The sequence below is a fragment of the Deinococcus sp. YIM 134068 genome (assembly GCF_036543075.1).
Taxonomy (GTDB): domain Bacteria; phylum Deinococcota; class Deinococci; order Deinococcales; family Deinococcaceae; genus Deinococcus; species Deinococcus lichenicola.
On record NZ_JAZHPF010000007.1, the window covers coordinates 153,440 to 177,695 of the forward strand.

Here is a 24,256-nt window from a genome sequence, read left to right on the forward strand (position 1 = left end):
GTCCTCCCTGGGGATTGGCGGTGGGCGACGAGGGGTGCCGACGTTCCCCGTGGGGCGACTTCTCCGCGCCTCCTCACTCCTCTCAGGACGGGCCTGCTCTGAAAGCGCTTTCAAAAGGAGAGTAAGAAAGACGGGGGAACGTCCAACTTCTATTGCGGAGATGCCTTCCTATTTAAGGAGGGGAACATGAGGACGGTGTGAGCCGCGCGTGGGTCCGTCGCCGTGGTCTCACCAAGAAGCCCCCGATCTCAGGCGGAGGGCGGGCGTGCCGGACGCCCTGTTTCTCCTCCTTCCCCTACAGGTGACGTGGAGAGTGGCGGGGCGGCTTGTGGGGCTTGGGCAGGAGAGGGCCGGGGCAGGGGGGGACGCGCGTCGCTCGCCCTGCCGGAAGACGGGAAAAACGTTCCTCTCGCCCGGTTCGCAATCCACACCACGCGTTGGAAGGGGCGTTCCCGCCCTGACGTGGAGAACGGCTCCTCCCTGTTTCTCCCCGGCGGTATCCTCGCCACGTGGCCGCCGCCTACGACTGGTTCAACACGCACGACACGGAGCGCCGCTACCTCAGCGAGGCCACGGGTGCGGAGGGGGACCGCCGCGACCCCTACGAGCGTGACCGGGCGCGCATCATCCACTCCAGCGCCTTTCGCCGCCTTCAGGGCAAGAGCCAGATTTTCGCGGCGGGGTGGTCGGGCTTTCTCCGCACGCGGGTCACGCACGCGATGGAGGTCGCGCAGATCGCCCGCGCCATCGCCACGAACCACGGGTTGCCCGGCAGCCTCGCGGAGGCGGCGGCCCTCGCGCACGACCTCGGGCACCCGCCCTTCGGGCACAACGGCGAGGACGCCCTGCACGCCTGCATGCGGCCCTACGGCGGCTTCGAGGGCAACGCGCAGACCTACCGCATCCTCACACGCCTGGAGCCGCTCACCACCCGGCATCCCGGCGTGAACGTCACGCGGGCGACCCTGCTCGGCATCCTGAAGTATCCCGGCGGACGCGGCGGCGTGCCCGCCATGTACGAGGACGACGCGGGCCACGACGCGGGCTGGCTGTACGCGGGCGTGCCGGACGGGGTGGGGGAGGGGAGCGACCCGCTGCCCCGCAGCGTCATCTGTCAGATCATGGACTGGGCCGACGACATCGCCTACAGCCTGCACGATCTGGAGGACGGCATCCGCAGCGGCCTGCTCTCTCCCCACGCGCTCGTGACGGGCGAGGCGGTCGCGCGGGTCACGGACCGCGCCCAGCGTGCCCACCCGGAGGTGGACGAGAGCTTCGTGGGGTCGGTCCTGCGTGTCCTGCACGCCCGGCTCGACGACGGCGTGAGCATCGCCCCCGCCACGGCGCGCGTGCGGGAGGTGGAGGCGTCCTACGTCAACCGCTTCGTCACCGCGACCCAGATCGGGTGCTGCGGGGAGAAATCGGGGGACGGGGAGACGCCCGCCCCGCCCCGCAGCGCCTTCGACTTCACCCTCGTCGTTCCGCCCGAGGTGCGGCTGGAGTGTGCGGTCCTCAAGGCGATCACCCAGGAACTCGTGTTGCGCGACCAGCGCACCGGGGTCTACGCGCGGCAGGCCATCGGCACCGTCACCGACCTGTTCGGCCTGCTGCTGGAGACGGCGGTGGGCGACCTCGACGACGTGCGCGCGGCGGTGCTGCCCCGCGAGGTGAGGGCCGACCTCGCCGCCAGCCCCTCCGAGCGGGCGCGGGCGCGGATCGTCTGCGACTTCATCGCCGGGATGACGGACGCGCAGGCGACCCAGTACCACCAGCGGCTCTTCGGGGCACCGCAGAGTTCGCCGTTCGCGCCGCTGTGAGGGGCGGCGTCCCACGAGGCAGGCATGAGGTCTGGGTGGTGGCCCCGAGGCACGAAAGCCCAGGCCTGTCGTGCCGGTCGAACCGTCTCCGGGAGGATGAGGAGAGAACGTGGGTCGTGCTCGTCCGCACGGAGGACCGGACCATAGGGCGGGGCACGCGACTTACGGCCTGGGCGGGCCGTGGCACATCCCGATGCGAGGAAGACGGGCGTTGTTGCCCCCCCCGCTTCTCCTCGTTCGACCCCACCGGGCTTGATCTTGGCTCCCCACAGGCGCGAGGATCGGGCTATGCCCAGGCAGGCCAGGCCCAGGAAGGAGCGGGCCGAGAGAACGACGGCCCTCGTGGAGCCTCACCGGGGCAACCTCCGGCTCCCGAGGGAGACCTGCGGGGCGACCTGCCGGCTGCGGAAGTCACGTCCCGGAACCATAACCCGGAATACCTGGATCGCCGGGGCTGTTCAGGAGAGGATCGAGCGTGACAGTCGGGGAGGCGGGGCACCACCACAGGGGAAGCAGCGTGGCTGAGTTCTACGAGTTCTTCGCCGGGGGAGGCATGGCCCGCGCGGGGCTGGGCGCGGACTGGACGTGCGTGTTCGCCAACGACTTCGACCCCAGGAAGGCTGACGTGTACCGTGCCAACTGGGGCGAGGAACACCTGCGGGTCGCGGACGTTGCCACGCTGACCACCGCCGACCTGCCCGGCCACGCCGACCTGGCCTGGGCGTCCTTCCCCTGCCAGGACCTCTCCCTCGCCGGGTCCGGCCACGGGCTGCGCGGGTCACGCTCGGGCACCTACTGGTCCTTCCACACCCTGATTCGTGGGCTGGTGGAGGAGGCGCGTGCCCCCACCCTGATCACCGTGGAGAACGTCTGCGGTGCCATCACCTCCCACAGGGGCGAGGATTTGCGCGCCATCCTCAGGGCGTTGATCGATCTCGGGTACAGGGTCGGGCCGCTCGTGCTCGACGCTGCGGCCTTCGTGCCACAGTCCCGCGCACGGCTGTTCATCCTGGCCGTCCGGGCGAACGTGCCGCTGCCTCCCCGGCTGCACCGCCCGTCCCCCGACCCGCGAGTTCACCCCCCGGCCCTGGTGAAGGCCATGAGGGCGCTGCCCGAGGAGGACCGCCCGAACCTGGTGTGGTGGGACCTCACGCCGCCCGCCCCACGTCCCCGGAGTCTCGCGGACCTCGTGGAGGACGAGCCGCAGGGCGTGGCCTGGCATACCCCCGAGGAGACGCACGCCCTGCTGGGGATGATGACGCCCGTGAACCGCGCCAGGGTGGAGGCGGCGGCGCACCTCGGAATTCGGCAGGTCGGGACGATCTACCGGCGCACCCGGCAGGGGGTGCAGCGGGCCGAGGTGCGCTTCGACGGTATCGCCGGCTGTCTGCGGACGCCGACCGGCGGGTCGAGCCGCCAGACGATCCTCCTGGTGGAGGGCGAGCGGGTGCGCTCCCGGCTCCTGTCACCGCGCGAGGCGGCGCGGCTGATGGGATTGCCCGACAGCTATCAGTTGCCGCCGCGTTACAACGATGCCTACAGGTTGGCCGGGGACGGGGTGGCCGCTCCAGTCGTGACCTACCTGCGGGATCAACTCCTCGGTCCGCTGTTGGCTGCGGCACATGCGGCTCAGCCTGGAGATGACGCGCCTCACCATGCCCCGCAGCATGACGCACCCGATCACCTGGCTCACCTGGCGCTCGGCGCTGACTGAGGTCGCACAGGACAGCGCTCTCAAGGGCAAAGGGCCACCCTGCGTGCCCTGTCCATTCCCGACATGGCGAAATCGCGCGGCCTGCCGCCTCAACCGGAGAGCCTGACGACGGCAGGGGAGCGGGGTGGGGAAAGAACCTGTCCAAGGAGTTCCGGCCCGTCATGGCGTCACCCGCGTGTTTGCCGCCCAGGGTGGACGTACCCGTCGGGGGAGCGTTCGGAACATGCGCGCCCACGTCACCTTTCCCAATCCCCTCGCCGCCAGCCGCCAGCGGCGTGACCTCGAGCCTGGATGAGGTGGACGCCTGTTGGGTGGAGCGGGTGCGGGCGTTTCTCGCGGGCGGGCCGTTCAGGCTTTGGAGACCGCGCCTGACCCCGGCACCCGCGCCAAAAACAGCCACCTCTTGCGACAGAATGAGGGGCATGTCCGTCGACATGAACGTCTTTCGATTTCGGCAGGAGTTGCAAAGGCTCCCCACCTTCGTGCCGCTGGGTCGGTACGATCAGATGGTCCAGCGAGCGAGCATTCCCGCCTGGCGGGCCGTCTTCACGAGTGTGGTCCTCATGCGGCATGTGGCGGGATACTCCTTGCCCGGCCTGGATTTGTTCGTGCGGTGTTATGCGAAGAATTTTCAACACCACGAAGCGTTCAGAAGGAAGAAGCCCGACCTGTACGCCAGGTTGATGACGGACGAGGGCTGGCCCACCCCCGGTCTTCTCCGTCGGCTGAGCAGCCTGTATGAGACGGGAATGACGGAGATATACGTCTACGCGGTTCTCGCCCAGGCCGTCGAGGACAAGTTGCAACGTGGACTCGTTCTCTATGACGCCCGGGTGGATTGGAAGGGCAAGTGCGACGTTGTGGTCCTGAGTGGGGGCCGCGCCCTGAGGATCGATACCCACTACGATCCGGGAAAGCCTCGTGGTCAGATTGAACGTATGCGCGACGAGACGGAGCAGGAGACGAAAGTCAACACGCACGTGAGTTCTCACTGGAATAACACAGAGTTAAAGGCCATGCGACAACTGTGTGTCGTTCGTAGCGCGGCGGATCATGAGAAGTTATGTGGGTTCACCCTATTCTCCCGCACCGCACTCGACGGACTGCTCACCCAGGTATACGACGAGTTGCGGGTTCCCCTGGGAGAACGCGTATGGATGGAGGAACTGTTGACGACACCTCCAGGCCAATAGTTTGGGACACGGGCCACTCAGGTGAGCACTCGCCGTCCCTCCCGTGGGGGGCCGTCCACCCCTGCCGCTCTATCCACAACGTTGATCTGTTCGGTCGTTTCTCATCGCGGTACTCCGCTTGGCCCCGCCCCCACCGTGGCATCTCTCAACGCTTTCTGCCCCCCTACATCGCTTTCTTTCAGGCCACGCACAACCTCCACCAGCGAGGTCATTCCCTGCTCGGTCCACTGCTCTTCCTCCTCCTCTGTTCAGCTCCCTGCACCACAGGAAGAGCCGTCATCGTTTCCCGCAGGTTGTGAATTTTGGGTGTCCTTACAACTCCATTCCCCTGTAAGGAGATCGCCAAGCGAGTGCTTGCCAAGCTGACAAGCAAGGGAGAGGTCACAGTGCCGCGCGAGCTGCGCGGGCGGTGGGGACTCAAACAGGGGGGACAGCCTGGTGTCCGAGATCGAGGGCAACATCCTTCCCCTGGTCCCACCCGAGGAGGACACCCCCCTTCGACGCTCTCATCGGCGTCCTGCCCCCGCTGCCCCAGGACGCCAGGACCTCCCGGCGGCAGATGCGCGACGGCGAAGGCGACGGGGGACCCACTGCATCGATACCAATGTCCTCAGTGCCGTGCTCGCCGCCGAACCCACCGCGCCCGCGATCCCCGCGACGCTGAACACCCTGCGGCGGGCGGGGCCGCTGTTGATTCACGGCAGCGTCACCCAGAGTCACCTCGACGCCCTAGGCTGAGGGCGGCGGGGGCAGCGTCGGTAAACCCCACCCAGCGAAGGGGATGAACACTCCTTCCCCGGCTCCCCCGGATAGGGTTGGCCCCCTGGGGAGAGGGTCAGCGCCCTAGCGTATGCGGCGCGAGAGATTGGGCTGTTGGCCCCGGACGCCGGAACGGGCGGAGGCGCGCCCGGTCGGGTCAATTCCGTCGAGGTAGCCCGCCCGGCCCACGAGCACGGCGGCCCCGAGGGCGGCCAGCGGCAGCAGCAGCGCCAGCACGCCCTCCGCCGTGCTTCCGACGGGCTGCGCCGTCTCCACGAGGTGCCAGCCGTGCCCGGCGAGGGCCGCCGCCGCCACCAGCGCCCCGAGTGCCCCGCCGAGCATGGCCCACACCCCCTGCCGCGAGAGGTGCCCGTGCCCCTCCTCCAGCCCGTCGAGGCCCAGCCGGTAGAGCAGCCCCGCGAGCGCGGCGGGCAGCATCGCCAGCAGAACGGGTGCCGACATCTCCAGCCCCGTGCGCGCCACCGGGCAGATCAGATACAGGGCAGTCACCGTTCCGAGCACGGAGGCGACGACACGACCGCTCAGCGTTCGGTGGGCGGGCAGCAGGGGCTGAACATTGAGCATGCGTTATGTTTACATGAAGAACGCCTAAATACTCTGAAATTTCTCACGAAGGGGATGCACAAATTTTCACACCACGTTCCCAGCCCTGAACTCCCCGAGCCAGACTGTGTTTTTGGATCAAATGATGCTGAGAGGGGGCCTCATCTTCCCTCTTGATGCCGGGGGAGTGGAGTTCTTACATGAGAAAATCTTCATTTGGAAGGGGTGCGGAGGACCGGAGAATGGCTCCGCCGCATGCAGCAAAGGAGCGGCCCTACGCCTGAGAAGAGCCAAGTCTCCCTGCCCCCTTCCGCACCGAGAACGGGCGACGGTTCATCCCTGACTTCAGGCCGGAAGTCGGGATCGGGAGAGGCATGCGGTCGTTCTGCCGCCTGTGAGGGCTTCCGGGTCGTCTCCCTGGGGACATCCCGTGACCCGTCGCCTCTCCCTCCCCGACCCCTCTTCCCGGCAGGCTTGCCCAGGTCGATCAGGACGAGCTGTGACCGTCGCCGCTCCCACCCACGCGGAAGTCGGGGTCGTGGCGGGCGAGGGCGGCGCGCAGCTCGCCGAGCCAGTGGGCGCGGACGTGGGGGGGCGAGAGGACCTCCACGCGGGGTCCCCAGCCCAGCAGGAAGGGGATCAGCTCACGCGGGAGGCCGCTCCGGTCGGGGCACGCGCGGATGTCGAGTTCGACGCTGCCATCCTCGCGGGGGAGGAGGGTGGTGTTGGGGTAGCCGCCCTCGCGGACGCGGTAGGCCGCCTCCGGGGCGAAGCGCACGCGCACCGTGATGGGCTGCCCGCCGCCGATCACGCCCCAGGCGTCGGTGAGATAGTCGCGGGGGTTGAAGCTGTCGGGAATCTCGTAGCCCCCTGGCAATCGGGCGAGGTGGTCCATGCGGCTGACCTTGAAGGTGCGGACGGCCCCCCGGTGCCGGGTCTCCAGCCCGATAGCGTAGGGGGCGAGGTTGTCGCGGCTGATCTCCACGAAGTAGACGTGCAGCTCGTTGCCGCGCTCGACCTCACCGTTGGGGCGGCGGTAGTCGAAACGCAGGGCTTCGCGGTTCATCCACGCGGCGGCGATGAGGTCGAGCGCCCGGTCGGAGGCGTGGGCGGCCCCGGTGTCGAGCAGCGAGGCGTGCAGCAGGTGGCGCAGGTGCTGGGGCAGGCCCTGTGAGATCGTCTCCAGGGCACTGAGGTAGTGTCCGCTCGTGCCCGGCGCGTGGTGGTGCAGCAGCCGCACGGCGGAGTAGATGGCGAGCGCCTCGACCGGCCTCAGCGCCCGGCCCCGCGTGGGGATGTGGTACGCGCCCCGCCCGTCGCGGATCACGTCGCGGTTCATCTCCCGCAGGGCGTCCAGGTCGCGTTGAATGCTGCGCCGGGTGACACCGAAGGCCCCGGCGAGCTGGGCCGTGGTGTGCGGTGCCAGGCGGAGTTTGGCCTCCAGCTCGGTGAGGCGTTTGGCACGGTCCCACACCACGGACTGCCGGGGCCGGGGACGCCGGGGTGGGGGGGTCGGGGAAAGGTCGGGGGGGGTCTGCTGCGGTTCGCCCACGGGGGTCCTCCGCGCGCAGGGTGGGATACGGCTGTCGCGCTCAGGTCACTCCTCCCACGACCCCAGGTCATCACTCAGGGGATTTGCGTCCCGTTGCCTCAACTCCTGCTCACGGGCCGTCACCCAGGGAAGGGGGAGGCCGGAGAGGAAGGCCTCCACGGGCCACCCCGCCCGCAGCGCCCCGCGCACGTCGTAGCGCCACTCGGTGCCGGGATCGAGGCGGTAGCCGCCGGGCGCGTTCTCCACGCTGCCCGGCCAGCCGAGGGCGTCCCGGAGCGAGCGGACGGCGGCGGAGACCCGTTGCCGGGCCAGCCGGGGCGGGCGCGGGGTGTGGTCCTCCAGCGCCTCCGCGAGCAGGTCGGTGAGGAGTTCGCCGTCCGCATCGAGCAGCGCGCACAGCACGACCAGTGCGAGGGTGCCGGGGTCCACACGCCGCCCGTTCACCTCCACCCTCGGCTGACCGACCGCCCGCACCGTGACGACCGTGCCCGTGGGACGAGGAAGCGGGGCGGGAACGGGCCGCCCGGCCCCCGAGAGCAGCCCGAACAGCGCCGGGAAGGCGTGGGCCTCCTCGCGCGCCCAGAGGGTGCCGGGGTCGAGGCCCTCCAGCCCCGCGAGCGCGGTCCCCCGGTCGCCCCCCTGCCGGGCGAGTTCGGCGCGCACGAGGCGGGCGCGGTCCGCGTCCTCGCCGTCCAGCGGGCCGGTGCGGGCGAGGGCGGCGCGGGCCTGTTCCGCCTGCCCCAGCGCGGCATAGGTGGCGGCGAGGTCGGCGTACACCCAGGAGGTGCCCGTCTCCCGGTCGCCGGGCGTGGTGCGGGCGGCCCCCACGAGCGGTTCGAGGGCGGCGTGGGGACGGCCCGCGAGCCGCAGGGTGTGGCCCAGCCCACGCCGGGCCTGCCGCAGGTCGTCGGAGTCCGCGCGACGTTCGGCCTCGTCCGCCGCGCGGCGGTAGAGGGCCTCGGCGCGGGACCACTCGCCGAGCGCCCGCCGGGCCGCCGCCTGCCCGCACCACGCCCGCGCCCGCGTCGCGTCGGCCCCGTGCCGGATGGCCGCCAGCCGGGTGAAGTAGTCCTCCGCGTCCGCGAAGGCCCCCGCCGCCAGGCAGGCCAGCCCCATGTTGTGCAGGGTCCAGCCCCGGTGGTGCGGGTCGTGGCGAAAGAGGGGCAGGGCCTCGGCGTAGGCCCCCAGGGCACCCCCCTGATCGCCCTGCCGACCGAGGAGCGCCCCCTCCTCCAGCCGCAGCAGGCCGAGGGCGCGGCCCTCCACGAATCTCCCCGCCCGCGCGAAGGCCGCCCGCCAGCCCTCCCGACCCAGGTGCGCCTGGGCGCGGCCCCGCGTGCGCCACGCCAGCCCCGCCTCGTGCCCGGTGAGGTCGGCCTCGCCCGCCAGCGCCCGGTCGGCGGCGGTCAGCGCCCCCGCGAAGTCCCCCTCCTGCGCCCGCGCCCAGGCGTGCGAGACGTGCAGGAAGGGCGCGTCCAGCTCGCCCTCCAGCGCCGCCCGCACGAGCGCCTCCACCTCCGGGGCACCACGCGCGTTCCCCAGCAACCGCAGGTGCAGCCGCACCCCCTCCGGCCCATCCCGCACGTCCGGCGGCAGCGTCAGGAAGAGGTCCAGCAGGGCACCGAAGCGCCCCGCGTCCTGCGCCTCCCCGGTGGCCCGCCCCAGCGTCCGCAGCGCCTCGTCCATCCGGCCCGCCGCCCGCAACGCCGCGAAGGAGGCGTCCCACTCCCCGGCGGTCACGAGGACGGCGGGGCGTGGTCGGGCAGAGGCGGGCGACACCCCCGAAGTGTACGGTCACGTGGGAACGAGGACGCTCCCCACCCGGCACGGGGCACGGGCGGGGGAAGAGAAGGGCTATGGGCCAGACCTGAAGATTTGGGTGTCTAACCTCCCCCCTGTCTTCAAGGCTCACGGCCAAGAGGCTCACGGCTGAGAGCTGACGGCTGACCGCTCAAAGCTGACCCCTCCCTCACCCCATCCCGTGCCCCCCCTTCTGGTCGTCGCCCTGGGTTTGCACGGGCGGCGTGGTCGGTGAGGTCGTCTCCAGCCGGGGGGCGGGGGACGCGTGGGCGGGCGCGGACAGCGGCGCGAGGACGAGCAGGGCGGTGAGCAGGGCGAGCGGGTGGCGCATGGGCGGGCCTCCTGTGGGCGGACAAGGGACCTCTCCCCAGGAGCCGCCGTGGGTTCCTGAGCCGTTGGGTGCGCCGGGGGTGAGGTCGGGGCGGGGGCACGCACGCGCCGGAAGGCGGGCCTGCCGTGGGGCCGAAGATCACCGCCGATGCCTCTGGGAGCGCATGTACCGGGGTGACGCCGCGCACTGTGCGGCAGCCCCGCGACGAAACCGGTCGCTGGAGTCACCCCCGCGCTGCCGTCCCCCACCCCGAGAGGGAACAGCTCGGTCCATGTCAAAAGGCGTCATCCCCACCGTCCTGCCGGGAGGGACGCCAAACTTCCTGCTCGGGCTGAACCCTCGACGAGTTCGGGCGAAGCAACCCAGGCAAAGGAAGCGGCGTGGGTGGAGTTGACGGAAGAGATACGTCCCTCTGAGAGTGGACTCGCCCATTCGGAAAGCTCAACGAAAACCGCCCCACCGGGTTCGGTGAGGCGGCTGGGTGGCCGGGTTCAGGCGGCCAGCGGTTTGGTGCGGGTGTCCTTCCAGATGCCACGGCTCGCGGCCTGGAGCGGCGTGGGTCCGGGAACGGGGGGAAGGACCGGGCGGGGGGAAGGGGAGGGGAGGGAGGTCAGCATGAGAGTCCCTTAGCGGTAGCGGTCCATGAAGGCACCGATGTTGAGCGATCCGGTGCCGAGCTTGGAGCGGAAGATGGGGTCCGCGTTCGGCGTGGTGGTGGCGCGCAGGTCCGCGACGAGCGTGGAGACGTTCGTGGTTCCGGCGGAGACGGCGAGCGCCAGCGCCCCCGAGACCGCCGGGGCGGCGAAGGAGGTGCCCGTCGCCTTGATCAACCGGCTGCCGGGGTAGCTGGTGACGACGTTCTCGCCGTGGGCCGTCAGGCTCATGCCCGTGCCGTAGCTCGTGAAGCTGGACTTCATGTAACCGAGAGCCACGCTGCCCACGGCGATCAGGCCGCTGTTCGCCGTGAAGGAGCCGGTGCCCAGCTTCCGGGCGGGGTAGACCATGTTCTCGATGCCGTCGTTACCGCTGGAGTTGACGACCAGAATACCTTTGGCGAGCGCCCCGGCGACGACCGTGTTCAGCGCGGTGGAGTCCTCCATGCTGCCCAGCGACAGGTTGATGATCTTCGCGCCGCTGCTGACGGCCTTGTCCACCGCCAGCACCACGCGCGACACCGGGCTACTGCCGTCGGGAGCCAGCACGCGGTAGGCCAGAATCTCGGCCCTGGGGGCCACCTGCGCGATGACGCCCGCCACCGCCGTGCCGTGGCCGTACTTCCCGAGTCCGGCGGCGGGCAGCTCTTCCTGCGGCGTCGCGTCCCCGCCCACAAAGTCCCAGTCGGCGGCGGTGTTGATCTGCTCACGCAGCAGGGGGTGCGCCAGGTCCACACCCGTGTCGATGACGGCGACCTTCACGCCCGCGCCCAGCTCGGGGGCGAGCTGCTGCCCGGTGGGCAGATTGATAACGTTTCTGAAGACGTGCAGGTTGTACAGGTCGGTGGCGTTGAACCCAAATCCACTGGCCCAGGCGGAGACGCCGCCAGCCCAGGCCGTAACTCCGCCAGCCCAAGCAGTAACTCCACCAGCCCAAGCAGTAACACCCAGTCCCTCCGCCACGGGGTCAGACGGTGCGGCGAGTTCCACGTCGGCCTCCACCGTCGTCACCGAAGCGTCCAGTGCCCGGAGGGCCTGACTGTTCAGGCTGGCGGGCCGGAGCTTGCCGCTCTCGCCGGGCACCGAGAGGATGGCGTACCCGGCGGCGGTGTCGAAGCTCAGAATCTGCGCGGCGGGCAGCGCGGCCAGGAGGGCGTCGCGTGTCACCGAGGCACCGATGCTGACGGTGGCGAGCTGGCGCTCCTGGCTGACCGTCACCCCGGGCACCTGCGCCGTGGGCGTGTTGCCGCAGGCCGTGATCGCCAGGGTCGCCAGAGCGAGCGTCATGTAGGAGAGAGGGCGGGTTTTGAGCTTCATAGGTGAGCCTCCGTGGATGCGTGAGATGCCTGAACCGGATGAGAAACAGGCCTTGATGAAATAGATTCTGATGCAGAGGTGTGACCACCCAATGACAGGTCAGGCCGTGCGGCTCTCCCGACGGGGGCGTGTGGGTGGGTGTTTTTCTCTGACACGATTCTTCGCGCGCGAAATATGAAGTCACATTTCATTCACATTGACTGACGAGAGGGGTGGTGGCCCTGGGAAGCGGCCTGTCTCTGCTGCTCCGGCGGCTCGCTCCTGAAAATCTCCGACACGTTCACGCCGACACATTCACGGGAAGGTGAACAACGTCATGGAGTCCCATGTGACACGGCACCGTCTCCCGTACCTCGCGGTTCTATCCTCCCAGTGGACCGCCTACGGACGTGGGCGCTAGCAAGTGTGGAGGGGCAAGGGCAGCAGATCAAAGGCAGAGGGCGGGGCCACGCGCGTGATCGGCCTTCTGCCTTCCGCTTTCTGCGACGTTCACAGGACACCCAACGTCGCGGGAGAGAACCTCTCGGCGCTCTCCCGGACGGGGTGAAGTTGGAACCGACGTGGCGATTCGGTGGGGTCAGTCGGGACGGGCACAGACCCGATTGCGCCCGGAATGCTTGGCGCGGTACAGCTCCTCGTCGGCGAGGCTCACCAGCTTCTCGTGGTTGAGGGCGTGCGGATCGGCACAGACGCCGATGGACAGCGTGACCTGAAGGCGGGGGTGAATCTGCGACCAGTCGAAGGACGTGACCAGCTCGCGGACGCGCTCGCAGATCGCCTGGCCCTGGCGCGCGTCGCTGTTCGGGAACACGAACAGAAACTCCTCACCCCCGAATCGCCCCACGCTGTCGGTGGGCCGCACCGCCTCCCGGAACAGTTGCGCGACCTTGCGGAGCACCTGATCGCCCACCATGTGCGAGAACTGGTCGTTGATCCCCTTGAAGTGGTCCACGTCCGCCATCGCCACACACAGCCGCTGGTGCCCCATCCGGCTCCGCAGGAACTCCTGTTGCAGCAGGCCCTCGATGTGACGGCGGTTGAACAGTCCGGTCAGGCCGTCTTCGGACAGTTGCTTCTCCAGCAGCCTGGACTGCTCCTCCAGCATGTTCACGAGGCCGCTCTTCTCGGTGTTGACCCGCTCCAGCGCCTCGTTGGCGCTCGCCAGCTCGATGGTCCGCAGGCGGTAGATCTGCGCCTCGGACTTCGCCCGCTCCACGTCCAGTTGCGTGGTGAGGGCGCGGGCCTTGAGGGCTGCCTTCTCATCGAAGATTTCGCGCTCGACATCGTGGTGTTTGCGGTACAGGTCAAAGGCCTCCTGATGACGGCCTTCCAGCGCGCACAGTTCGGAGAGACCCAGGTAGGTCTTCAGTTGCAGGTCACGCAGGGAGAGTTCTTGGGCCTGCGCCAGAGCTGATTCGTAGGCCTGACGCGCCGATGCAGGGTCATTTGATTTATAGTGAATATTACCTAGTTCGTAATGGTGCCAAGCCTCATAGATAGAAAGTTTGATTTCCCGCGCATGTTCAATGGCTTGTAAGAGTAAGGTTTTACCCACTTCCAAGTTGCCCAGACGAGCCGCTGCCTTACCCATCATGGCTTGCGCAATATTTTTAACCCCTGTATTTCCTACCTGATCTGCACACTTGACCGCAGCTTCTGATGATGTAGACACAAGGTGAATGTCGTTCAGATCAAAGGCAATATTCGCTTGCGTATAGAGTGCCGTTGCTCGCGCGCCCACGTTTCCCACCACCTCATACAGTGCTAGGCTCTCCTCCACGAGTTGCCTGGCCTTCGTCAGGTCGCGGTTCTGGTAGTTCAGGGTGGCGAGGTTGTGCAGGCAGTGGGCCTCACGGAGCTGGTCCCTGTTCGCCCGCGCGATCCTGAGCACCACGGCGATGTGGTCGGTGGCCTTTTCGTAGTCGTGCAGGCTGCTGTAGACGGCGGCGATGAAGTTCGCGCAGTCGGCCTGCAGGGTCTGGTCGTCGGTGAGGATGCCGAGGTCCAGCCCCTGCGAGAGGTGGGTCAGGGCCTCCTCGTAGGCACCCTCGTGGAAGCGGTAGTAGCCCGCCGTGCGGTGGGCCAGGCCCAGCGTCCGGTCGTCCGCCGCCGCGCGGGTCAGGGTCAAGCCACGGGCGGCCAGCTCGGCCCCGGCGCGCGGGTCGCTCTGGCGCAGCGCCCAGGCCTGTTCGAGCAGGGCCACACCCTCCTCCAGGTCCCCTGGGGATTGCTCCGGGCCGGGCTGGAACGCGCCCAGGGTGGACGGGGCCTGATGCATCGCCGGGGCCGGGTCGCGGGGCAGGGTGCGCGGCGCGAGCAGGGGGGCCAGCGACGCCGGGTTGCCCGTGACGAGCGTGAGCAGGCGGTCCACGACCTCCGCGTCGAACTGGACGCCGGCCTGACGCCCGATCTCGGCGAGGGCGTCCTCGGTGGACCACGCCTCCTTGTAGGGCCGCTCGCTCGTGAGGGCGTCGAACACGTCCGCCACGGCCACGATGCGCCCGCTGATGGGGATGTCGGTGCCGCGCAGGCCGCGCGGGTAGCCGCCGCCGTCCCAGCGTTCGTGGTGCGTCCGGGCGATTTCCTCGGCCATCCGCAGCAGGCGCGACGTGCTGCCCTCCAGCACCTTTGCCCCGAGGACGGTGTGCAGCTTCATGCGCTCGAACTCCTCGGGGGTGTATCTCCCCGTCTTGAGCAGCACGTCGTCGCCCACGCCGATCTTGCCGATGTCGTGCAGCCGCGCCGCCCAGCGGATCAGGTCCACCTCCTCGGGGGGGAGGCCCAGGGCCTGCGCGAGGTGGGCGCTGAGTTCCCCGACCCGGCGGGTGTGCTGCCCGGTCCGGTCGTCGCGGTACTCGGCGGCCATGCCCAGCCGGGTCACGATCTCGATCTGCACGGCTTCCAGCTCGGCGGTCCGCAGGCGCACGGTCTCCTCGGCCTGGAGGCGGGCGTGCTGGGACACGTCGCCCAGCCGCCGGTACATCTCGGCCTCGCGCCGCGCCTGCTCCGCCTCGAAGCGGGCGGTCAGCAGCCTCGTCTGGCGCTCGCTCTCCTCGCTCCTCAGCCCGCGTTCGAGGTCGCGGAAGGCGCGCAGGTACCCGTAGGCCTCGGCCTCGCGCCCCAGCCCCTCCAGCCCCAGGAACAGCGCCTCCAGAATGCTCAGCCGCGCGGCGCTCAGGCTGTGCGACGTGGCGAGGTCCAGCGCCCGGCGCAGGTGGGCCAGGGCACCGTCTTCCCCCTCCACCCGGCCCTGCCGGAAGGCCAGCCGCCCCAGACTGAGCAGCGCCCCCTGCTCGCCCTGCACGTCCCCGGCCTCGGCGGCCCAGAACAGCGACTGCCGGAACATCGTCTCCGATTGCCCCGTCTCCCCGCGCTCCAGGTGGACCTGCCCGAGGTTGTCGTGCAGGTCGGTGAGGTGCCGGGTGAGGTTGTGCCGCCCGGCGAGGGCGATGGCGTGCAGCAGCGTCTCCGTGGCCCGGTCGTGGTCGCCGAGGTCCTTGTGCACGAGGCCGAGCATCCCCAGCGCCCCGAGTTCGGTCTCCAGGTCCCCGCAGCGCCGGGCGGTCTCCAGGCCGGGTTCGAGGAAGGTCCGGGCCTGCGCCGCCTGCCCCATCGTGAGGAAGGTATGCCCGATGTTCACCCCACAGGTGCCGCGCAGCTCGCCCGGAATCTCCAGGTACTGCTCGCACAGTTGCTGGCACTGGTACAGCGCCGCCAGCGCCTCGGCGTGGGCACCCAGGGTGGCCCACAGCATCCCGAGGTTGTTCAGGCACTCCGCCTGCCCGGCCCGGTCGCCCGCGCGGGCGCGCAACTCGACCTCGCGCTGCTGGGCCTCCACCGCCACCCCGAACTGGCCGCAGCGTTGCGCGGCCCCCGCGAGCAGCGACAGCGCCCCGGCCTCGCGGGCGTCCTCGCCCGCCTGCCGGGCGGCGGCGGCATAGGCGCGGGCGGCCTCCACGAGGTCGGCGTCCCGGCCCTCGGCGGCCAGCGCCGCGCAGCGCCCCGCGTGCCCGGCGAGTTCCACGCCCCGCTCGGCCCCACCCTCCGTCTCCGGGACGGGTGGAGTCGGGGCGAGCGCCGCGTCCACGCGTTCCCCGCCCACGTCCACGCCGGGGACGCCCCCCGTGGCGCTACCCGTGGGCGTCGACATGTCGTCTCCGGTCGGGGGTGGGGGCGGGCAGGCCGGGCCGCAGCCCGTCGAGCGCCCGCCTCAGCAGGTCCGAGGGGGTCTGGCCGTCCTCCGGGCAGCTCACCTCCGAGGTCCACAGCTCCAGGGGCGGTCCGTGGCCGCTCAGCTCCTCCAGGGCCGCCCGCAGCCGCTCACGCCAGCCCGCCAGCGCCGCCGCCGGACGCTCGCGGGGCGGGAAGCGCAGCAGCACCGCGAAGGTCGCCCCGCCCAGGCGGTACACCCGGTCCTCGGTGCGCCGGGTGCCCCGCAGCCTGCCGGCGAGCCGCGCGATGCTGTCGTTGCCGCCCGCGTAGCCGACCGTGGCGTTCAGGAAGCGGATGTTGGCGATCTCCACCACGCTCAGGCCGAAGCCCGCCCCGTGCCGGGCACTGTAGGCCACCTCGCCCGTCAGGTCGGCGAGAAACGCCTGGCGGTTCCCCAGCCCGGTCGTCTCGTCCGTCAGGGCCGTGGACTCCAGCGCCGCGAGGTACAGCAGCCGCGAGAAGGTCAGCGCGACCGACTGCGCGGCGGTGTGCAGCAGCGGGCTGACCCGCCCCGGTCCCGGTACCTGCCCCGCCCCGTCGTGGGCGTGCAGGAGCAGCTCGTCCCCGTTCACGTCGAACCGCAGCCGCACGCCCCCCCCGGCCTCCGCCGGGGCCGCCGGGGTCACCGGGCCGTCCACCCGGTGGCAGGCGAGCGCCGCCCCGCCCGCCGCCCCAGGAAACCACGCCGAGCAGGCGTTCGTGCCCGCCAGCCGCGCCAGCACGGGCAGGCTCGCCGCGAGCACCTCCGGCACGCGGTGGGCGCGTTCCAGGCGGCGCGACAGCTCGCCCAGCACCTCCTGCTCGGCGTGCGCGCGGGTCAGCGCCTCGGTGCGCTCGTGGACGCGCCGCTCCAGCTCAGCGTTCAGCGCCTGCAACTCGCGCTGGGCCTGCTGGCGCAGCTCCGTCTCCAGGCACAGCCGCAGCGCCGGGTTGACGAGGGCGGCCACGGCCTCCAGTTGGGCGTAGGCCCCGGCGTCCCAGTCGGTGCCGGGCTGGGCGGCCACGGCCAATGTTCCCCAATGCCCCAGGCCCGAGCCGAGCAGCGGCAGCAGGGCCACGGGCCGCCCGCCCCCCACCAGCGGGTAGGCGGGCCGCGCCCGGTCAGGCACGGGCAGGCTGGCCCACGCCACGCCCCCCTCCCCGCAGGCGTCCTGCACGGCCCATCCCTTCCCCGGTGCCCGCGAGGCCGCGAGCAGGGCCACCGAGGCGACCCCCAGCCCCGGCGCGAGCACCGCGCGGACCTCACCCAGCACCCCCCGCGCCGTGGTCGCCCCCAGCATCCGCCGCCCGAGTTCCAGCACGGTGCGCGCGTCCGCCGAGAGCTGCCCGAAGTGGGGCAGGGCGTGGCTCTGCTCCGGCTCCTGCGGGCAGCGGTAGCCCGCGCCGCGCACCGTCTCGATCACGTCCTCGTGGAGCTTGTGGCGAATCCGCTTCACGTACACGTCCACGATCCGGTCGTCCCCGTCGAAGCTCAGGCCCCACACCCGCTCCACGATCTCCGCGCGGGAGAACAGCCGCCCCCGGTGCCCCGCCAGCAGGTCGTACAGCGCCCCCTCGCGGGCCGTCAGCCGCCCGTTGGCCTCCAGAATGCCCCGCTCCCGCCGCGTCACGGTCACGCCCGTCCCCGGAACTGGTGGCTGACCCAGGACGCCGCCGGGCACCGGGAAGGGAGAGAGGGGAGGGGAGGGAGCAGGGTCATGGAGGGAGTGGTGAGCGGGGGAGGGGAGGTCGCGGAAGGCTTGTCTATGAACTTCACCGCACATGGGCATCCTGTCAGGCGGGGCCTTACAGTCCTGTCTCCCGGATGTCATGAAGATGACACCCCGAACAGGGGAAGAGCATGGGAGTTGGCCGGGAGCCGGGGCGAGGACAGAGAAACGGCCCACTCCCTTCACCGAAAGCTCATGGAGAGTCTGACAGGGAAGTGACCGTCTTTCCACCGAAAGTGAGCGTCCCCCTGTGCCCGGCGGGAGGAACAGGTGAGACGGGTGGACAGAGCGGCGGCGGGGGACCGCCGGTCGTGTTCCTGCTGATCCCCTGCCGCCTGTTCAGCCGGGGTGTTACCGGGCCGCCGCCGGGGCTGCGCTCAGCACCGCGTCCGCCGTCCTCAGCGCGGCGTCCACCGTCGCCCCGATGAGGGCGGGGTCGGCCACGCGGTCGCCGGGCTGGTGGTAGTTGGGGTCGATGCCCCGGTGGAAGAACAGCGTGGGCGTGCCCGCCTGTGTGAAAGGCACGTGGTCGCTGCCGCCCCCGGCGGGAAAGGACTCCAGCCCCGCGTTCGCCCGCCGCGCGAGGGCCACGAGGTCGCCGTCGCCCCCCACCGCGAGGGGATCGGCGTTCACACCCACCATGTCGAAGTTGAACATGGCCCGCAGGTTCCCCACCAGCGCCGCGTTGTCCTTCACGAACGAGCGCGAGCCGTGCAGACCGTCCTCCTCCCCGTCGAACAGGACGAAGAAGCTGCGCGCCGCGAGCGGGGTGTTCGCCGCCCGCCGCGCGAGGTCGAGGACCGCCAGCGTCCCGGAGAGGTTGTCGTTCGCGCCCGGTGCCCCCGCCACGGAGTCCATGTGCCCGCCGAAGAGCAGCTCGGGGCGGGTCACGCCCGTCTTGAAGGCGACCACGTTCACCCCGCGCACCTCGCCCTGCCGCACGCGGACGCTCAGGGTGACGCGCTCGCCCTCCCGCAGGGCCGTCCCCGCCTCCTGCGTCACCCCGAGGACGGGCAGCTCCACGCGCTCGCCCAGGGTGCCGCCGCGCAGTTCCCCGGCGACGTTGTTCACCACGATCAGCCCGGCGGCCCCGGCCCCCAGCGCGTTCCTCGCCTTCTGCGCGAAGGGAATCTGCCCGCGCCGCACGACGGCGACCCGGCCCCGCACGTCCACCCGCCCGAAGTCCTCGGGGGTGCCCACGCCCGGCACGAGCACAGCCGCCGCGCTCACGCTGCCGCCCGCGCTGCCCTGGAGCGCCTGTCCCGCCAGCGTCCGCTCGCCCACCCGCACGTCCGAGCCGAGGTCGTCGAAGCGGGGGTAGGAAAAGGTCTCGCGCCGGGTCGTGTACCCCAGCGCGCGGAAGCGGCCCTCCAGGTACACGCGGGCGCTCTCGTTGGCCGCGCTCCCGGCCACACGCGGGCCGAGCTTCAGCACGTTGCTCAGGTCGGTCTCGATATTCGCCCCGGCCCAGGACCCCAGCACGAGCGCGCCCAGCACGGCGCGCAGTTTCATTTGACGCATGGGCACAGAAGAGCATGGGCGGCGGCGGGCGACCGTGCCGAATGTGAGGTTTTAAGGTTGCCCCGCGCGGGGGCTGTAAGAGTTTTGGGGGCGCGGCCTGCCTACGGTGAGGCGTGCCCAATCCCGCCCTGCCCCACGTGCCCACCGACGAGGAACGCGCCTGGAGACAGAACCTCCTCCTCGCGCTGCCCGTCGCGTTCATGGCCGTGGGCCTGGGGGTGGGGCTGGAGTATCAGGCCCCGCGCTCGACGGCCTTCGACCGGGTGGGCTACCCGGCCCTCGCCGCGCTGCTGCTCGCGCTGGAAGTCGCGCTGCTGCGCCGGCACACGGCGCTGCGCGCGGTCGCGACGACGCTCGTGGGGGTAACGGGAGCGTTCCTCGTGCTGCGCCTCGCGTCCCTGCTGCACTTCACCGGGGGCACGGAGACCCTGCGCGAACTCACCGAGGTGTACTGGTGGGTGCCCGTGCTGTACGTCGTGACTCTCCTCGTGCCGGGCGGGCATGGCCGGGCCGCCCACCGTGCGGCGGCTTCGTGCGTGGCCTGCATGGCGGTGCTCAGCGTCGTCTTCGCCGTCCTGCACCTGCACGACCCGGCGTCGCATCCGGTCATCTCGGCGCTCGTGCAACTGTCGCTGAGCAACCTCACCGTCCTCGCGCTCACCCGCTCGTTCGCCGGGCGGCTGCGGGCGCGGGCGCGCGAACACGAGCGCCTCGCGCACACCGACCTGCCGACCGGGCTGCACAACCGGCGCGGCTGGTCGGCGGCCCTCACGGAGGCGCTGCGCGGCGGGGGCGGCGGGCAGGTCCACGCCGTGGTCTTCGTCGACCTCGACGGCTTCAAGCGGGTGAACGACACGCGCGGCCACGAGGTCGGCGACGCCCTGCTGCGCCGGGCGGGCGGACGGCTGCGCGCCCTGCTGGGGGAGGAGGGTGTGGGGGAGGGCCACGCCGCGCGGCTGGGCGGGGACGAGTTCGCCCTCTTCGGGGCCGTCGCGGACGCCGCCGGGGCCGAGGCCCTCGCGGAGCGGGTGCGGGACGTGCTGGGGGCACCGTACGACCTCGGCGGACGCACCGAACTCGTGACCGCCTCGGTGGGCGTGAGCGTCGCCCCGTACGACGGCGCGGACCCCGAGACCCTGCTGCGCGCCGCCGACCTCGCCATGTACCGCGCCAAACGCACGGGCAAGAACGCGGTGCGGCGCTACGCGAGCGACCTCGGCGAGGCGGAGGCCCGGCGCGCCACCCTGGAGCGCGACGTGCAGCACGCCGCCGAGCGCGGTGAACTCGAACTGCACTACCAGCCGCTGTTCGACCTGCGGACCCGCCGGGCGGTGAAGGTCGAGGCCCTGCTGCGCTGGACGCACCCGCAGCTCGGCCCGGTCAGCCCCGCCGAGTTCATCCCCCTCGCGGAGGCGACGGGACTTATCACCCCGCTCGGCGAGTGGGTGCTGCGCCGGGCCTGCGCGGACGCCCGGCACCTGCCTGCCGCGCTCGTCGTCGCTGTGAACGTCTCACCCGTGCAACTGGAGGACCCCAGCTTCCCCCACATGGTGCGGGCCGTCCTGCGGGACTGCGGCCTGCCTCCCGAGCGGCTGGAACTCGAACTCACCGAGACGGCGGTCATGCGTGACGTGGACCGCGCCCGGCACACGCTGGGGCAGCTCCGTGACATCGGCGTGCGCGTCGCCCTGGACGACTTCGGCACGGGCCACACCTCGCTGTCCTCACTGCGCGACCTGCCGCTCGACACCGTGAAGATCGACCGCTCCTTCGTCGCCGACCTGCGCGGCGGGCAGGCCCAGCCCTTCGCCCACACCCTGCTGGGTGCCCTGCTGCGCGTCGCCGACCTGCTCCACCTCGAGGTCGTGGCCGAGGGCCTGGAGGACGACGCCCAACTCCAGGCCCTCCACGACCTCGGCTGCCACATCGGGCAGGGCTACCTGCTGGGCCGCCCCGCTCCCCTCGCCGCCGCGCTGAGCGCCCCCTGGGGCCAGCACCCCCACGAGGAGCGGGAGCACGCGGGGGAAGTCCCGGCCTGGCCTCAGCCCGCCCGGCAGGAGTCGAGCGCCGTGAGCGCCCCCGGCAGCGTCCCCCGGTAGAGGTCGGCGGCGTCACCCTTCGTCCACCACGTCTGCCCCCCACCCACGTAGCGGGCACCGGACGCGCTGACCTGAACGCTCATCTCCACCCCCCGCCCGTTCACCACCACGCTGGCCCGCTGGCCCGTGTAGGTCGCCTCGATCCGGGTCCCGCCCTCGCAGACGTAGCGAATGACGGCGGGACCGCCTCCACCCGCGTGGGCCGGGGAGGAGGAGAGGAGGGCAAGCAGCAGGGCGGTGGTGCGTCGGTTTATGGGGCCTCCCGTGACGAGTTGGAACGGCCCATGATGGCATCCGCGACCTGAGCAGAGAACGCCCTCCGGAACGGCAGATTGGAATGGAGTCGCGGGCAACCCCTCAGTCAACTTCGCTGACAGCTCCCCTCAAAGGGAGCCTTTGTTTTGCCTCCCTTCCAAGGGGAGGTGCCCCGAAGGGGCGGAGGGGTCCGCCCACAGCGTCACCGAACAGCCCTCTCAGCGCCCCGTCAGCGCCGCCAGATTCCCCAACCGAATAGCCCGGTTCTCCCGCGCGCTCTGATAGATCGCCTCCATGATGAGGTGGTCGCGCAGGCCCTCCTCGCCGGGCGTCTTCGGCTCGCGGTTTTCCAGCACGGCGCTGCTCATCTCGTCGATCTCCAGCACGAACTGGCTCTTGTTCTCCACCTCGCGCATGTCGGTGCCCTCCTGGAGTCCCACGCGTCGCCCGACGCTGAGGCGGTTGCCCTCGTAGGCGAAGGCGGGCGTCAGGTCGGCCCAGCCGCGCTCGCTCATCACCCGGAAACGGCTGGAGCGGTGCGAGGAGTACCCGGAGAAGAACTGCCCGATCACGCCGCTGGGAAATTGCATCGTAAAGGCCACCCGGTCCTCCACCTCGCGGAAGCGCGGGTCGTTCGGGTCGCTGTAAATCTGGCCCATCACCTCGGTCGGCTCCTCGCCCGTCACGAAGCGCGAGAAGTTCAGCGGATACAGCCCGATGTCCGGCAGGCTGCCGCCGCCCGCGAGTTCCCGGTCGAGCCGCCACTGGTTGGGGCTGCCCTGGTTCTGCACGAACTCCCCGATCATCTGCCGGGGATTGCCCAGCACGCGCGATTGCGTCAGCCGCGCGACCTCCACGTGGCGCGGCTCGAAGCGGGCGCGGTAGGCGACCATCAATTTCCTGTTCGCCGCCCGCCCCGCCGCGATCATCTGCCGGGCTTCGGCGGAGGTGTTCGCCATCGGCTTTTCCGTGAGGACGTGCTTCCCGGCCTGGAAGGCGCGGATGGTGTATTCCGCGTGCAGACCGTTGGGCAGGACGATGTACACCACGTCGATCTCGGGGTTGTTGCGGATGGAGTCGAAGTTCTGGTAGGTGTAGACGTTCCGCTGCGCCACCCCGTTCTGCTCCGCGACCCGGCGCGCCTTCTCGGGAGAGCCGCTCACGAGCGCGACGAGTTTGGACTTCCTGGCCTCGCGCAGAGCGGGGAGCACCTGCCCTAGCGCGAACTCCCCGAGGCCCACGACCGCCCAGCCCACGCGCTGCCCCGGCGGGAAGGGCTGCTTTTCCTCGGGCGGGGTCTGCGGCTTCTCGGTCTGCGCCACCCCCTGCGCGAGCGCCGCACCGGTCAGCCCCAGGCCCAGCAGCCCCAGCCCGGCCTGCCCCAGAAAGCGCCGCCGCGACGAATCGGCGGTCTGCTCGGGCGTCGTGACTTCCTCGTGATGAATGCCTTCGTCGTGTGCCATCTGCGGCCTCCTGTGGGTGAAGTGGGGGAAGAGGGGCGGTGAGGTCCCGGAGAGCCATGCGGCCCCTAGCAGGGAAGAGACCACGCGGGACCGTCGCAGCATGACCCGGAACGGGCGCGCGACAGCGTAAGCGGCGCTAAAAATTTCGAATTCATCAAGGCCGCGCCTGAGGGCGGTTTGTCTCTCCGAGGCTTCGAGTTGTTGTGAACGTTTTGGAAGGCAGATGGCTGAGGCCGCGCGCCTTGTGCCTCGACCCTTCTGCTCTCATCTCCCCAGCAGGTCCACGACCTGACTCCCCGGCGCTAGCCTGAGAAAAGAACGTCCCCGCTGGAGAAAGGACCCTCTTGCCCCCCTCCCCGCCGCCCCAGACCATCACCTTCGTCATCCCCGCCCTGAAGACGCTGCGCCGCACGGGAGGGCAGGCGGACCCGGCGGCGTCCCGCACCTTCAAACTCGTCGGGTACTACACGCAGGGGGCCACGCCGAACCGCACCCGCCTGGGCGAGTACCACACGTGGAAGGACCATGTGCGCCTGCACGCGCCCCCGCCCCTGCTCCGGCTGCGCCCGGTGGACGAGGTGAGCCGTGTGCGGCTGGACGTGGTGTGCTACTTCGCCACACGAACCCACGCCGACCCCGAGAACGTCCGCAAGGGGATCGTCGACGCGCTCTTCCCACGCGGCGACAAATGGGTCTACGGCAGCCACGACCACCCCCACTACGACCCCGCCCATCCGAGGGTGGAGGTGACGGTCACGGTCTTCGCGGGCACGTCGCCCGCGCTCACGCCTGATGTGACGACCGGGGCAGAGCCGGAGCCGTCGCGGATCAGCCCTCGTCCCGGTCCCCGTCCACGCCGTCCGGGGATGGAGGCACCCTCCACCGGGCAGCCGCGCGGACGGAAGACCGCCGGGACTTCTTCCGAGTCGGTGGGGACGGGCAGCCGATCAGCCAAGTCGCCCGTCAAACAGCCCCCTCCCAGGCCTGAGAAAGCCCCTTCCAGGAAGACCCCGCCTCCACCCGCCGCCCCCACCAAGACGGGACTGTGGGCCAGCCTGAGCGCGTGGCTCGCCCGGTTGCGCGGTGAGGAGCCGGAGGGCAGGAGGTCGTCCCCCCCGGCCTCCCCCCGCCCCCGCCGCCGGAGTAGGGGGCGGGACTGACGGGGAGGCGGCCCGCTTGTGCCCACCTCCCGTGCTGTACTGGAGGGGCCATGACCGACGATCACACCGACCGCAGCGCAGGGGGAGAGGCGTCTTCCACCCCCGCCCCCGAAGTCACGCAGATCGGAAGAGCGCGT

The 24,256-nt window shown here is 70.8% G+C and carries 15 protein-coding genes; 5 read left to right on the forward strand and 10 right to left on the reverse strand.

Going from position 1 to position 24,256, the window contains the following annotated elements; translation table 11 throughout:
• Nucleotides 1-509 precede the first annotated feature (509 nt).
• The 3 genes from V3W47_RS09485 to V3W47_RS09495 all read left to right on the forward strand — a co-directional run bounded on the left by V3W47_RS09485 (nucleotide 510) and on the right by V3W47_RS09495 (nucleotide 4,724).
• Nucleotides 510-1,817, forward strand: coding sequence for a deoxyguanosinetriphosphate triphosphohydrolase family protein (locus V3W47_RS09485; RefSeq protein WP_331824968.1), 1,308 nt, complete (start codon nucleotides 510-512; stop codon nucleotides 1,815-1,817).
• 517 nt (nucleotides 1,818-2,334) lie between these two features.
• The gene (locus V3W47_RS09490) at nucleotides 2,335-3,531 is read left to right on the forward strand and encodes a DNA cytosine methyltransferase (protein ID WP_331824969.1); all 1,197 of its coding nucleotides are present in this window, start codon (nucleotides 2,335-2,337) and stop codon (nucleotides 3,529-3,531) included.
• A 422-nt stretch (nucleotides 3,532-3,953) separates the two neighbouring features.
• Entirely contained in the window at nucleotides 3,954-4,724 is a 771-nt protein-coding gene (locus V3W47_RS09495; RefSeq protein ID WP_331824970.1) for a hypothetical protein, read from the forward strand.
• A gap of 843 nt (nucleotides 4,725-5,567) precedes the next feature.
• Here V3W47_RS09495 and V3W47_RS09500 read toward each other — a convergent pair.
• The 8 genes from V3W47_RS09500 to V3W47_RS09535 all read right to left on the reverse strand — a co-directional run bounded on the left by V3W47_RS09500 (nucleotide 5,568) and on the right by V3W47_RS09535 (nucleotide 19,142).
• Nucleotides 5,568-6,068: a hypothetical protein gene (locus V3W47_RS09500; protein ID WP_331824971.1), complete on the reverse strand. Its 501-nt coding sequence runs from the start codon at nucleotides 6,066-6,068 to the stop codon at nucleotides 5,568-5,570.
• A 466-nt stretch (nucleotides 6,069-6,534) separates the two neighbouring features.
• Nucleotides 6,535-7,599, reverse strand: a complete 1,065-nt coding sequence (locus tag V3W47_RS09505) for a helix-turn-helix transcriptional regulator (protein ID WP_331824972.1) — start codon at nucleotides 7,597-7,599, stop codon at nucleotides 6,535-6,537.
• A gap of 45 nt (nucleotides 7,600-7,644) precedes the next feature.
• Nucleotides 7,645-9,378, reverse strand: a complete 1,734-nt coding sequence (locus V3W47_RS09510; RefSeq protein ID WP_331824973.1) for a tetratricopeptide repeat protein — start codon at nucleotides 9,376-9,378, stop codon at nucleotides 7,645-7,647.
• Between the two features lie 190 nt (nucleotides 9,379-9,568).
• A complete protein-coding gene (locus tag V3W47_RS09515; RefSeq protein ID WP_331824974.1) occupies nucleotides 9,569-9,730 on the reverse strand; it encodes a hypothetical protein in 162 nt (53 codons plus the stop codon).
• Nucleotides 9,731-10,356: 626 nt separating this feature from the next.
• Nucleotides 10,357-11,700, reverse strand: coding sequence for a S8 family peptidase (locus tag V3W47_RS09520; RefSeq protein ID WP_331824975.1), 1,344 nt, complete (start codon nucleotides 11,698-11,700; stop codon nucleotides 10,357-10,359).
• A gap of 577 nt (nucleotides 11,701-12,277) precedes the next feature.
• Entirely contained in the window at nucleotides 12,278-15,850 is a 3,573-nt protein-coding gene (locus tag V3W47_RS09525) for a diguanylate cyclase (RefSeq protein WP_331824976.1), read from the reverse strand.
• Nucleotides 15,831-17,528, reverse strand: a complete 1,698-nt coding sequence (locus V3W47_RS09530) for a winged helix-turn-helix domain-containing protein (RefSeq protein WP_331824977.1) — start codon at nucleotides 17,526-17,528, stop codon at nucleotides 15,831-15,833. The genes V3W47_RS09525 and V3W47_RS09530 overlap by 20 nt, the downstream gene beginning before the upstream one ends.
• Nucleotides 17,529-17,972: 444 nt before the next feature.
• A complete protein-coding gene (locus V3W47_RS09535) occupies nucleotides 17,973-19,142 on the reverse strand; it encodes a M28 family peptidase (RefSeq protein ID WP_331824978.1) in 1,170 nt (389 codons plus the stop codon).
• 113 nt (nucleotides 19,143-19,255) lie between these two features.
• Here V3W47_RS09535 and V3W47_RS09540 point away from each other — a divergent pair, with 113 nt between their 5' ends.
• Nucleotides 19,256-21,241 carry a putative bifunctional diguanylate cyclase/phosphodiesterase gene (locus tag V3W47_RS09540; RefSeq protein WP_331824979.1) on the forward strand — a complete coding sequence of 662 codons (1,986 nt, stop codon included), beginning with the start codon at nucleotides 19,256-19,258 and terminating at the stop codon, nucleotides 21,239-21,241.
• On the opposite strand, the gene V3W47_RS09545 is transcribed toward V3W47_RS09540, so the two are convergent.
• The gene (locus tag V3W47_RS09545) at nucleotides 21,184-21,594 is read right to left on the reverse strand and encodes an MliC family protein (protein ID WP_331824980.1); all 411 of its coding nucleotides are present in this window, start codon (nucleotides 21,592-21,594) and stop codon (nucleotides 21,184-21,186) included. The genes V3W47_RS09540 and V3W47_RS09545 overlap by 58 nt on opposite strands.
• A gap of 120 nt (nucleotides 21,595-21,714) precedes the next feature.
• On the reverse strand, nucleotides 21,715-22,959 hold the full coding sequence (locus tag V3W47_RS09550; protein WP_331824981.1) for a Gfo/Idh/MocA family protein: 1,245 nt from the start codon (nucleotides 22,957-22,959) through the stop codon (nucleotides 21,715-21,717).
• Between the two features lie 344 nt (nucleotides 22,960-23,303).
• Here V3W47_RS09550 and V3W47_RS09555 point away from each other — a divergent pair, with 344 nt between their 5' ends.
• Nucleotides 23,304-24,119, forward strand: a complete 816-nt coding sequence (locus V3W47_RS09555; protein ID WP_331824982.1) for a hypothetical protein — start codon at nucleotides 23,304-23,306, stop codon at nucleotides 24,117-24,119.
• The last annotated feature ends 137 nt before the right edge of the window (nucleotides 24,120-24,256 follow it).